This window comes from Lachnospira pectinoschiza, from assembly GCF_900103815.1.
Classification (GTDB): domain Bacteria; phylum Bacillota; class Clostridia; order Lachnospirales; family Lachnospiraceae; genus Lachnospira; species Lachnospira pectinoschiza_B.
In genome coordinates this window covers 163071-174591 of record NZ_FNHZ01000001.1, presented here as the reverse complement: position 1 = coordinate 174591, position 11521 = coordinate 163071, and the positions used below count along the sequence as shown (strand labels likewise).

Sequence of the window (11521 nt, the reverse complement as noted above, 5' to 3'; positions counted from 1 at the left end):
CAAATTCCTCAAAACTAAGGCTTCCCTTACACTGGCTCCATTCGCTTCAATAGCCAAATTTCTGCGGCTGTCACGTACCTACGCTGTAAAGGTGCCGAATCCACAGAAACAAACCCCTTTAACTTTTCAGGATAAAGCTGTGCATACGCCTGTCCCACATAACCTCCCATGGACTGACCAATGATAACAGGATGGTCAAATCCTTCTTTTACCAAGATTTCGTCTAGCCAGCTTGCTTTATCCATCAAATTAAAATCAAAGCAAAATGGCCAAGAAGCAGCATGCCCAGGTGCATCCCATACAAAAATCGGATACTTACCTTCAAAATATTCAATTTGCTTTTCAAATAATCTATGATCTGCAGTAAGGCCCGGTAAGAAGACTAACTGAAAATCACTATTTACCGCCTCTTTATTTATCCAATAATGTATATTGCCACATGGAGTAGCATATATTTGTTCTGTCATAGTTCCCCTTCTTGATCATCGCTTTTGTCATTTATAGTTTCAATGAGACCTGTAACTAAATTTTGCAATTGGGCTGCATTTTTATTCGTAATTACAGGTTTTCCGGTCCTCTTTTCCACCGCCAATCGTGCTTCTCCAGCGGCTTCACCACCTTCAATTGCAACCATTCGGTTTTCCTCAAAGGACTCCGGTTGCTTTTGTTTTGATATTTCTGTAGTAGTAGCCTCAGCCAACATATTAAGCACTAGCTCCAATGTTGACATATTATCCCTTAGGTTTTCCTTTTTCAAACCTTTATGATTCTTATACTGCCTCGTCGTCATCCCGGACCAGGCTTTCGTAATCTCATCTGTCAGGATTGCATATTCTATGCCTTTCTTGACACCACGCTTATCCCACTCATCTGTAAGTTCTTTTCTTACTTGAATTGCCTGCAGGCGCTGATTTATCCATTCTCGCGAATAACCTTTTTTGCATAGGTCTCAAGGGCCCTCTCGATAGTCAATTCCGGATCTATTACTTCTTCAATCCGATCGCGACCAACCTGAGCAAGCCACAGCTTGAATGGCTCAGCTTTTTTCGAAGGAATAGATTGGATCAAGCGAAGCAATTGCTCGGTGTTTGCGACGTCAGTTAATCTTTTCTTGCCGTCTTGAGCAGTCATTTTCAAAGCGTGACAATTTGTCACGGTTTCATTCCCTTCTTCTTTCAATCTTTGCTTGAGTTTTCTCCAATAAGATGTTGGATTTTTGCTTTCAGAAAGCACACCAACAACATCCACAATTGAAAAATACCATTCTTCCTCTTCTTCAACCCATGCCGTCCTGATCGGCTGGTCTTCAAATAACTGAACTTTATCATTTGCCATCTGCATATTTTCCCCCTTATAAATTCTTCATCTTTTATTTTCGCGTTTTCCAAATCAGCTTATATATATACTTTGTCAACGTATACACTTCTCTTATCGGATACAACATTATTTCTACAAAATAAAACTGCAGGTAACCACAAGGATTAGCTGCTATTCTATTTCATATCAAGTAAATTCATCACCAGCTTAACCATGATATCCTTTTCGTCCGGATTCGATTCCGCAATCATAAGCGTAATAGCTACCAATTCACCGTCGCCAATACGTTTGCTACCATCTTTAAACAAAGCTTGGTTCCTCTCCAAGAATTCTATGAACAATGAAGCTGCGATTCTTTTGCAACCATCTGCAAACGGATGATCCTTAATCATAAAATAAAGTAAGTTAGCCGCCTTTTCTTCAATAGTCGGGTAGGCATCTTCACCAATTACACTTTGATAAATTGCAGAAATAATCCCATTCACTTTTCCAACTTCTTTTTCTACACCGAAGACATCCGTATCAAAAGAATCCCTCATATGAGAAACCATAGTCATACAATCATCATAAGTAATCCTATATACAGGAGCCTTTCCATCAGGTTTAACTATTGCTTGGTGATCATACTGATCTAACAACGTCAAGGCATCTGTATACAGATTTACGGCTTTCAAAATATCCTTTTCCTCGACATTTAATGCGTCTGCCAACATTCTGGTTTGAATATCAACTGTCTTTTGTAATGCTTTTAGGCGCTTCTCATTAATGGCATAGCCGTCGATGATGTATTGCTTCAATACTCTATTAGACCATCGTCTAAACTCTATTCCGCGTTTAGATTTAACCCTGTAACCTATCGACAAAATCATATCCAAATTATAGTGTTCAATGTTTCTTTTTACACTACGGCCCCCTTCTTTTTGAACTGTCGCAAATTTTGCGACAGTTGATTCGTCCACTTCTTCTTTTAAGGCATTAGAAATATGTTTTCCTATTGTTTTTATGTCTCTTCCAAATAGTTCCGCAATCTGCTCTCTATTTAACCAAACCGAATCTTGCCGTAATTGTACTTGTAGTTTTACTTCCTTATCCTCTGTCTCAAACAAAACTATTTCACTTTTCTTCATAATAACCTCCTCTCCTAATAATTATTTCTCCTTCCCCACAAGTTCTTCATATTTCAGCTGATACGCAATAAGTCTCGGTATATATTCCGGAGGGGTGCGTCGTCCTGCTTCCCAATCCTCCAGTGTTCGAACTGGGATTCCCGTATGTTCCGAAAACTCTTTTCGATTCATATTTACACTCTCGCGTAGTTCTCTTATCACCTTTGCAGTATCCATAGCATCCTCCTCGCATTGCGTTTTCTTCATTATATCACTCAGTACGCAAACACGCAATGTGTGGTTTGAATTTTCGTCAAAACAGTACTCCACCAGTACTTTTTTCAACCATATTGCAACCACAACGCGACTATAAAAAAAGGCAACCCGCAGAAACTCTGCGAATTGCCTTGTATTCTTTATAACTTGTAAACCACTAGGAACTACTCCATCTCGGTAGTTCCAAATATATTTACTCATGGCATTACTCCAAATAAATATCTATTTCCCAAAAAGTTCCCGCCTGGATAGCACATTCCAAAGAGTCTATAACTTTTTTAATAGCTTTTTCTGCAATGTCATTTTTTTGCTTATTTAACATTTTATTAGCAGACTGTAATGCCTCCTTCAAATTTTCATTAACGATTCGCTCTTCTTCGCAGACATCAATTATTGTTCCGAATCTTTCGTCAAACTCTTGAAATAGGCCTTTAGGTTGTCTTAAAATATCATATTCCTCTTGAGTAAGTTCAAATGTCTTAACATTTGACATTTCTTCATCATAACCTTCAAATTCTTCTATCCCTATTTTATTTAATGGAACATTCATATAATATACAAACATTTTCTCAACTCACATTCTCTTTTTAATCATATAATGAATCGCCTTCTAAAACTCCGACTTACTCCCATCCACACATAGTTTTGGATTCTGCGCGGTGTTACTTCCCATTTTTCTGCCGTCTGTTTAATTGTCATATATCCTTCCATGTGTACCTCAATAAAAATAAGATTCGTTTATAGTCCCTATTTTTGCAAATAAAATTTTTTACACTGACAAATGAATCATCTTAACCATATTAAAGCAGTCCGAAACAGCCATGCTGACCTTGGTTATTAATTGCAGTCCGCTTTTTTTGATGTGACTGTAATACTTTTCCTCTGTAAGTACTTTTGCGTTGCCTCCAATTTTATCAACCAATTCTTCAGCAGAGTCCACATAGAAAAACATTGCCGCATCTTCGTGGCCCACTGTCTTCATATGTTTCTTCTGCATCATTTTCATCCCGCTTTTATTTACGGTATCAAATAAAAGCTCGATATCTCCGTTTCCCTGAATCATACGAACAAGCCTTATAACCGCTTCCTCTTCAAAATAATAAAAGAGACCGCTTCTTGTCGTTTGTCATCCTATTTCTCCTTAACTCTTACCTTAAAATCACACACCCCGTCTCCACGTCCGATTGTCTTTGTTCTGTCCCAGGACAATCTTGGATGCATATTTCCATAGCAAATATCATCCGCATCGCAAAAGCCCTTCACAATCTCAGGGCAGCCATATCGGGTGCATATATCATAGTAAGGGCATCTGACCATATCAAAACGCATCTCGTTTTTTGACAAAAACTGATTTTCAGATGCAAACCCAGCCTGCGGTCCAAAGCTTTTCTCTGTCATGCTATAGAAAATTTTCGGAACAATCTTGTATATACCCGGAATTTTGAAAATAGCTTTTATCTTGGATGCCATTGTCCCGGATCTCCAACGATAATAATCTGTTACAAAGTCTTCAGCTTCCTTACGCGAAGCCCCCTCATCACAAAGAGCATAAAATACCGCAATAGACGGATAGATTCGCTCCCTCGTGTGCATATAATAAGCCTTGGGTTCATCCTTATTTTCATCAATCAATTTGTCGTAACGCCCTAGTGCATTCTGCAGAATCACCTGGGCTTTTTCTTTTCCGTACTTCTCTTCCAGATGTGGAACCACTTGCCTAAAATATCTGACCAACTTTGTCATATATACCCTCCTCATCAAATACTCTTTGTTCAGATAAAATCTGTAATCTATTTCATTTATGCTTCCGAATATCAGAATATTAGTCGCATATACAGAATTTCTTACTATATATTTTATACATTGTAACGAACAATATCAACAAAAAAGGCCTGAAATCATGTTTTCTTAACATGATTCCAAGCCTTGAAAATACTTAATTTGTTATACCAACATCTAAACCTCTTCAGGTCTATTCCATCTCCATAGTTCCAAATCCTTGAGCTATTTTCGTATATTTCCATTCATGTCAAACTTACGTTTCAATCCTTTTTCTACAATCACATACTCTATCAATGGTGCCGTACACTGCACTAAAACAACAACTCCGACTGCAAGCCATAGCTCATCCACTTTTATACCTTGTTTAAATAAGATGATATTTACAGTCGCGGAAATAATAGTATAAATTGGCAATCAATTCGGTACTGCCCATATAATCAAGAATCTTCTGCCCTACTTCAAGTTTTTTTCGCTTATGAATATCATCAACATCAAGGCCTCCATACAACCCCATATATCCCGCATTTTGAAAAATCGCAAACTCCTCATTTGATATAACTCCTACATCATGCGCCGTCTCTACAAGTAGCTGATTCCACTGCTTTATGTCTCCTCGTACAACTAATCGTCGTCTATCCTCGTCAAGTTGATTAAAATGGTCCGCCACCTTCAACCAAATTCCTGACCTCAGGAAATTGGTCAAGAATACTGCGTCCTGAGTTTTCACAAGAAATCATTGCTCTTTTTATTACTTTATGAAAATTCTCCCATTTAGAATACTCTAATACCGGTGCAAGTTCTCTGGCACTCCAATACTCGGTCCCATCATCTCTTACACGCTTAATGTCCTCAAATCTCTTATACTCACTTGCTTTTAGTTCCATTATTAACCCTCACTAATTATTCATATTTCAGCTGCCAAGTATCTCCTTCTAGTCTAAAGCTTATTCTCTATCTCTAGTTATTTGTAACCCCTCGAATTCGAGGGGGTTAACCTAATCATTTTTTTCAATTCTGTTACTAATATGCTGAGCCTCTTTTAGAATTCGAAGCTGATATTCTGCAATCTCTTTTAAAGCAGTAAATCTTTCTTCTTTTGTTTTTCCTTCTCGAATCATATGTGCATTATGAGTTTCAAGATTCGAAAGAACCGTAAGTTCATTAATTGTCGCATAATCTCGAACATTACTATTCTTTGCCAAATCCGGATTTGCGTTTCTCCAATCCTTCGCTGTAAAACCGAATAATGCTACATTGAGAAGATCGCCTTCCTCTGCATATGGTAACCATCTTAAGTCATCTCGATAATTGCAAGACGGAATAATATAGTTCTTTACTGCATCCGTTTGAATCAAATAATTATTCTTCGACAAAAAACGTTTTGCATTCCATTCTATTTTTTGAATGTCATTTTCCTGCGTCTTTAATCGCTGAAACTCCTTAATTAAATACAATTTAAAGACCGGACTGTGTAAATGTTACTAGACCAACATCCTTTTTAAAGTGTTCAGATTCGAACACTTTAAAATTGGGATTATAGATTTCCTCCCAAGTAGCTAAAAACTCTAATGTAGAACGGTTTCGCAACCAATTTCGTATAACATCTGCTGCTCTTGAATCATTAGATTTTGCCGCTGCCATATCCGTAATGCAAATATAATCCTGCTCATCCGATATAGAAACAGTTATTGGCACATCTTGTACAGTAATAATCTTATTCTTTGCCATCTTTACCCCTCACTAATTCTTCATATTTCAGTTGATATGCTATAAGTCTTGGAATATACTCCGGAGGGGTGCGTCTTCCTGCTTCCCAATCTTCCAGTGTTCGAACTGGGATTCCCGTATGTTCCGAAAACTCTTTTCGATTCATATTTACACTTTCGCGTAGTTCTCTTATCACCTTTGCAATATCCATAACATACTCCTCGCATTGCGTTTTTCTAATTATATCATGTAATGTGAGTCCACGCAATATGTGGTTTAAAACAAGTTTTATAGAATCATTTTAAAATCACCATACAAAAAGGGCCGGGAACGAACGCTCTCAGCCCTTGATATTAGTGGTTTTCTATACACTTGCAAACCGCATGGAACTACTTACCCGTTACTTCATCTCTATACCGACTACTATATATTGAATCTATAGAGTCTAATATGCAGTATATAAGGTATATCTTTTCTAATTATTCCACCTAATCCACAACTATTTTGTTGTTTTGGTAAACATTTTATGGACATGATTAACCATTTTATAAAGCTACATAATTATACTTCTTAGTTTTATACATAATCTTCGACAAAACATAAGAAACAAACCCAATTAAAATATTTGCATAAACAGTAATAATGTAAAATGATTCTACCACATTTCCTTCATTTTCATTTATAAAAGAGATTGGTAAAATACATGCATAACTATTTATTCCTTTTTTTCCATCGACCACGCCGATTATCCATGTGATGTCACTATTAGAAGTTATGTTGGCACATAAAAAATATGCTTCTAAACCTACTATCACTCCACCTATTATTAACAACGTAAGAAGGGCTAAGAACTTGTTATCAATATTTTTGATTAGCTGCAACAAAAAAATTAATAAAAATAAGAATGAAATTACTGCCACAATTTTACTAATAAAATAAATTCCGCAAATCTTCATCTTTAATGACATACTAAACTGATTTAATGCTAAATATCTTACTAATCCTAGCGTAAAATATAACATCATAAATCCAAAATAAATAACACCCTTTTTCTTAAGTATTTCATATTTTGATCTTGGACTTAGTAACAGCATTGTATCGTTACAAAGGTAAAAATATCCATAATAATCCCATATACAATATCCCACTATAAATATCCAGGATAACATTTGCCAAAATGAATAAATTGTATCAACACCATTTTCAACATGTATAACATTCAATAATTCCAACACATCTAATAATATTTCAATTACAATTATTGCTCCCATTAAATAACGTTTTTTGAACATTTCAAGTCTATATATATTCATACTATCTTAGCCTCTCCTTAAATAAAGTTTCCAATCCTTCTCCAGATTCCTTTTTCAATTTTTCGACACTATCATACAGTATTATTTCTCCATTTTTTATCATAATTACATCTGTAAAAAGTTGTTCAACGTCACTGATAAGATGTGTACTTATAAGAACTATACTTCCCGGCTTTTTTTCTTTTTCAATTATCTCCATAAGCCTATCTCTAGTTAATGGATCTACAGCTGCTAATGGTTCATCAAAGAAATAATAATCAACCTCTCGACTAATACTCATTATCATATGTATCTGCTCAAGCATTCCTTTTGAACAATCGATAATACGCATATTTTCATCTAATCCTAAATCATTGAGTAGTCTTCTTGCCTTCTGCACATTAAAACTACTGTACTCTCCATCAAAATAACTCAATACATTTTTCAGCTTTAAATCTTTATATATATATGGTTTATCAGGAAGGAATGAAAAATTTTCCTTATTTAATCCCTCTATACTTCCTTCGTATTTATTTATAATTCCTGCTAACACACTAAGCAATGTTGTCTTTCCTGCTCCATTTGGACCAAAAATTCCAATTATACTATCCTGTTTTTTTATCTCTAAATTAATATTTTTTAAAATTGTGTGTTTTCCACGTTTTACACTTAAATTTTTTATTATCATACTTTTCTCCTAAAACAAAAAGCTACTATATGGCTCTCGCACATATAGTAGCTTTGAATATTTATACTGAATTCTGTCTAACAAATTCTGCTGCTTTATGAAATAATTCACATATGTATCTTATTATATACCTAATAATTCTCTCTGTCCATTTCTTAACTCCATATATTATTTCTAATTCTCTATGAAAACAACCAGCCAAATATCGGTGACAAAATTATCATTACCACTGAAAATGTAAAGGAATTAATCGACATCAAAGTCGCTCTCTGGTTGGATGGAATCATATTGTTTAAAACAACATCAGTGCGAACCTCTAAAAAATCATCCGCAAATGCGCCAATGAATCCTCCGATAATCATGGCAATTACATTATGTATAAACATCGATGAAAAAGCTATCACCACACCGACAAAGCTAAAAATACAAATATTTCTATAACGCACATCAGGAAAAAATTCAATAGCCTTTGCCCCGACCGCGGCGCCTAGTCCCATGCCAAAAAGAGCAGGACCAAGAAGGATTGTGCCTAACCCCATCTCAGGCAATTTCGCCTGCAGGAAAAACAGTATAAGAATATCAACGGCTCCAATCAGCGCATTAAAAACAATTATAAGTCTTGCTCTACGATTCTCTCTTATGAATTCGATGCTGCTAGCGACTACCTCTTTAAAGCGTTTTCTTATGCTAGTTTCCTTGTGTATTTCTGTTTTGATTTCCATGAGAGAACTTGCCACAATAACTGCAAGCAGTCCAACTAAAGCATCTATAATATAGGCCTTTTTATATCCAAGCATTAATGCGACGCCTGCTAAAAGTGTAGCAGCTGAGCTTGTCACCTCATAAATCATCATATCGTTTGAGGCAAATTTATCATACTCATTCTCTATACCGGCGTCTTTTAAGCTATCGTAGGCCAGGGCTTCTCGTGTCCCCGATGCAAGATTATAGCTAAAAGCACTTGTAATCATTGCAAGTGCAATTGTAAAAAATGAATCTGAAAGCACCATGATAAGTGAAGAAATAATTGCCATCACGCTACTTGCCACCATGATTTTCTTTCTTCCAAAAACATCCGCCAGTGCTCCCGATGGCACCTCAAAAATCATGCTTGCAACATGAAATATGCTTTCAATGAATCCAATTTCAACAGTCGAATATCCCCTTGCAGCAAGAAGTGCCACCCAGGATGCTCCCGCAATCATCATGGCCCCTACTCCATCAAGTAAATATAGCTTTTTTATTTGCCCACGTGCTTTTGATATTTTCTTACATGTGTCCTTTACTATTGTATTGTCTACTGTTTCTATTTCTGTATTGTTCATTGTTTGTATATTATTTTTACTCATAAAAAAATCTCCTTAATATTTTTCATAAAAATTAAGGAGATAGTGTAATCTTTTTAGCATATACAAAGGTACATTATAACTGTATATGTCGCGTCATCAATCGCTTAAATTCCTAAAAAAGAGCGCACTATCCCCGTCAGCAGCAAAAATAGCACCTTTTTTAAGCTTTAAATTTACTGTTTTCCAGGACATTTATGCGCTCCTTTCTAGTCAAAAAATTTTTATTAAGTGTAGCATTGTCAGACTACATTTTCATTACGTTATTACTCAAACTCAATAGTAGCTGGTGGTTTACTTGTGCAATCATACATTACACGGTTTACACCCTTAACTTCGTTAACAATTCTGTTAGCTACCTTAGTTAATACATCCCAAGGAATCTGAGCACAATCAGCTGTCATGAAATCTGATGTCATAACGGCACGAAGTGCAATAGCATAATCATAAGTTCTGCCATCACCCATAACACCTACTGAACGCATGTTAGTAAGTGCTGCGAAGTACTGACCAAGATTCTTGTCAACGCCAGCCTTAGCAAGTTCTTCTCTGTAAATATAATCAGCATCCTGAACGATCTTAACCTTCTCAGCTGTTACTTCACCGATAATTCTAATTCCAAGACCAGGTCCTGGGAATGGCTGACGGAATACGAGATTTTCTGGAAGACCAAGTTCAAGACCAGCCTTACGAACCTCATCCTTAAATAACATACGAAGTGGTTCAATGATTTCTTTGAAATCAACGAAATCAGGAAGACCACCAACGTTGTGGTGAGACTTAATTACTGCTGACTTACCAAGACCTGATTCAATAACATCTGGATAAATAGTTCCCTGTGCAAGGAAATCAACAGCACCAATCTTCTTAGCTTCTTCTTCGAAGACTCTAATGAACTCTTCACCAATAATCTTACGCTTAGCCTCTGGTTCTGTAACACCAGCAAGCTTGCTATAATAACGCTCCTGAGCGTTAACACGAATAAAGTTAAGGTCGAAATTACCATTAGGACCAAATACAGCCTCAACCTCATCGCCTTCATTTTTTCTTAAAAGACCGTGATCTACGAATACGCATGTAAGCTGCTTTCCAATAGCACGAGCAAGTAAACCAGCTGCAACAGATGAATCAACACCACCTGATAGAGCAAGTAAAACCTTACCGTCGCCTACCTTCTCACGAATCTGCTTGATTGTAGTTTCAACGAAAGAATCCATCTTCCAATCACCGCTACATTCACAAACATTATATAAGAAGTTTCTAATCATCTTCTGTCCCTCAACAGAGTGCATAACCTCTGGATGGAACTGAACTGCATATAACTTCTCATCTTCATTCTCCATTGCTGCAACTGGGCAGTTTGGAGTATGACCGATTACCTTAAAGCCCTCTGGAGCCTTAGCAATGTAATCTGTATGACTCATCCAAGTTATTGTCTTAGGGCTAACGCCGTCAAATAACTTAGAATTAACATCTACTTCTACCTCTGTCTTACCATATTCACTAACTGGTGCAGTTAAAACCTGACCACCAAGCTTATGAGCCATAAGCTGTGAACCATAACAGATACCAAGAATAGGTATACCTGCTTCCATGATAGCCTTATCATAACTTGGTGATTCTTCCTCATAAACACTATTAGGACCACCTGTAAAAATGATACCCTTTGGCTTTCTTGCGATTATATCCTCTAACTTAGTAGTATAAGGGATAACTTCTGCGTATACATTGCACTCACGTACACGTCTTGCTATAAGCTGATTATACTGTCCACCGAAATCAAGTACTAATACTAACTCGCTGTTCAATTAATTGTCCTCCTATTCTTAATCTATATGAATTAGAAAATGTAACATTTTCCAATTACCATCAAAATGACGTCTTTTTATTATACATTTCAGATATAAAATTATCAACTAATATTATAACGCAAAGCAATAATTTTTACACTTATTATAAAATAATAAAGTTCATAGTAAATTCTAACAACTAACAGATAATTAATGT

Annotated in this window: 17 protein-coding genes; all 17 read right to left on the bottom strand. The window is 36.2% G+C overall.

What is annotated here, in order from left to right; translation table 11 throughout:
- Positions 1 to 26 precede the first annotated feature (26 nt).
- On the bottom strand, positions 27 to 467 hold the full coding sequence (locus tag BLQ66_RS00725) for an alpha/beta fold hydrolase (protein WP_083330210.1): 441 nt from the start codon (positions 465 to 467) through the stop codon (positions 27 to 29).
- Positions 464 to 757, bottom strand: a complete 294-nt coding sequence (locus BLQ66_RS12375) for a hypothetical protein (protein WP_330389740.1) — start codon at positions 755 to 757, stop codon at positions 464 to 466. The genes BLQ66_RS00725 and BLQ66_RS12375 overlap by 4 nt, the downstream gene beginning before the upstream one ends.
- Before the next feature lie 155 nt (positions 758 to 912).
- Positions 913 to 1341, bottom strand: coding sequence for a BRO-N domain-containing protein (locus BLQ66_RS12370; protein ID WP_330389739.1), 429 nt, complete (start codon positions 1339 to 1341; stop codon positions 913 to 915).
- A gap of 152 nt (positions 1342 to 1493) precedes the next feature.
- Positions 1494 to 2444, bottom strand: coding sequence for a virulence RhuM family protein/type II toxin-antitoxin system death-on-curing family toxin (gene rhuM, locus BLQ66_RS00715; RefSeq protein WP_074520457.1), 951 nt, complete (start codon positions 2442 to 2444; stop codon positions 1494 to 1496).
- 21 nt (positions 2445 to 2465) lie between these two features.
- The gene (locus tag BLQ66_RS12210; RefSeq protein WP_330389738.1) at positions 2466 to 2900 is read right to left on the bottom strand and encodes a helix-turn-helix domain-containing protein; all 435 of its coding nucleotides are present in this window, start codon (positions 2898 to 2900) and stop codon (positions 2466 to 2468) included.
- Between the two features lie 4 nt (positions 2901 to 2904).
- Positions 2905 to 3249, bottom strand: coding sequence for a hypothetical protein (locus BLQ66_RS00705; RefSeq protein WP_180364671.1), 345 nt, complete (start codon positions 3247 to 3249; stop codon positions 2905 to 2907).
- A gap of 219 nt (positions 3250 to 3468) precedes the next feature.
- Positions 3469 to 3762, bottom strand: a complete 294-nt coding sequence (locus BLQ66_RS11830; protein ID WP_074520456.1) for a hypothetical protein — start codon at positions 3760 to 3762, stop codon at positions 3469 to 3471.
- A 68-nt stretch (positions 3763 to 3830) separates the two neighbouring features.
- Complete coding sequence (locus BLQ66_RS11825; protein ID WP_074520455.1) at positions 3831 to 4442, bottom strand: L-2-amino-thiazoline-4-carboxylic acid hydrolase; 612 nt, start codon at positions 4440 to 4442, stop codon at positions 3831 to 3833.
- Positions 4443 to 4845: 403 nt separating this feature from the next.
- A complete protein-coding gene (locus BLQ66_RS12120) occupies positions 4846 to 5154 on the bottom strand; it encodes a hypothetical protein (RefSeq protein WP_242869302.1) in 309 nt (102 codons plus the stop codon).
- Positions 5132 to 5365, bottom strand: coding sequence for a BRO family protein (locus BLQ66_RS12115; protein ID WP_074520453.1), 234 nt, complete (start codon positions 5363 to 5365; stop codon positions 5132 to 5134). Before BLQ66_RS12115 ends, BLQ66_RS12120 begins: the two co-directional genes overlap by 23 nt.
- Before the next feature lie 111 nt (positions 5366 to 5476).
- Positions 5477 to 5935 (bottom strand): KilA-N domain-containing protein, encoded by a 459-nt coding sequence (locus BLQ66_RS12110; protein WP_242869301.1) that lies wholly within the window; start codon positions 5933 to 5935, stop codon positions 5477 to 5479.
- Position 5936: 1 nt separating this feature from the next.
- Positions 5937 to 6209: a KilA-N domain-containing protein gene (locus BLQ66_RS12105; protein WP_242869300.1), complete on the bottom strand. Its 273-nt coding sequence runs from the start codon at positions 6207 to 6209 to the stop codon at positions 5937 to 5939.
- Positions 6196 to 6399 (bottom strand): helix-turn-helix domain-containing protein, encoded by a 204-nt coding sequence (locus BLQ66_RS00675; protein ID WP_074520452.1) that lies wholly within the window; start codon positions 6397 to 6399, stop codon positions 6196 to 6198. Before BLQ66_RS00675 ends, BLQ66_RS12105 begins: the two co-directional genes overlap by 14 nt.
- A 334-nt stretch (positions 6400 to 6733) precedes the next feature.
- Positions 6734 to 7501: a hypothetical protein gene (locus BLQ66_RS00670; RefSeq protein WP_074520451.1), complete on the bottom strand. Its 768-nt coding sequence runs from the start codon at positions 7499 to 7501 to the stop codon at positions 6734 to 6736.
- 1 nt (position 7502) lies between these two features.
- Entirely contained in the window at positions 7503 to 8168 is a 666-nt protein-coding gene (locus tag BLQ66_RS00665; RefSeq protein ID WP_074520450.1) for an ATP-binding cassette domain-containing protein, read from the bottom strand.
- Positions 8169 to 8350: 182 nt separating this feature from the next.
- The gene (locus BLQ66_RS00660) at positions 8351 to 9517 is read right to left on the bottom strand and encodes an MFS transporter (protein ID WP_242869299.1); all 1167 of its coding nucleotides are present in this window, start codon (positions 9515 to 9517) and stop codon (positions 8351 to 8353) included.
- Between the two features lie 263 nt (positions 9518 to 9780).
- Positions 9781 to 11322 (bottom strand): glutamine-hydrolyzing GMP synthase, encoded by a 1542-nt coding sequence (gene guaA / locus BLQ66_RS00655; protein ID WP_074520449.1) that lies wholly within the window; start codon positions 11320 to 11322, stop codon positions 9781 to 9783.
- Positions 11323 to 11521: the final 199 nt, after the last annotated feature.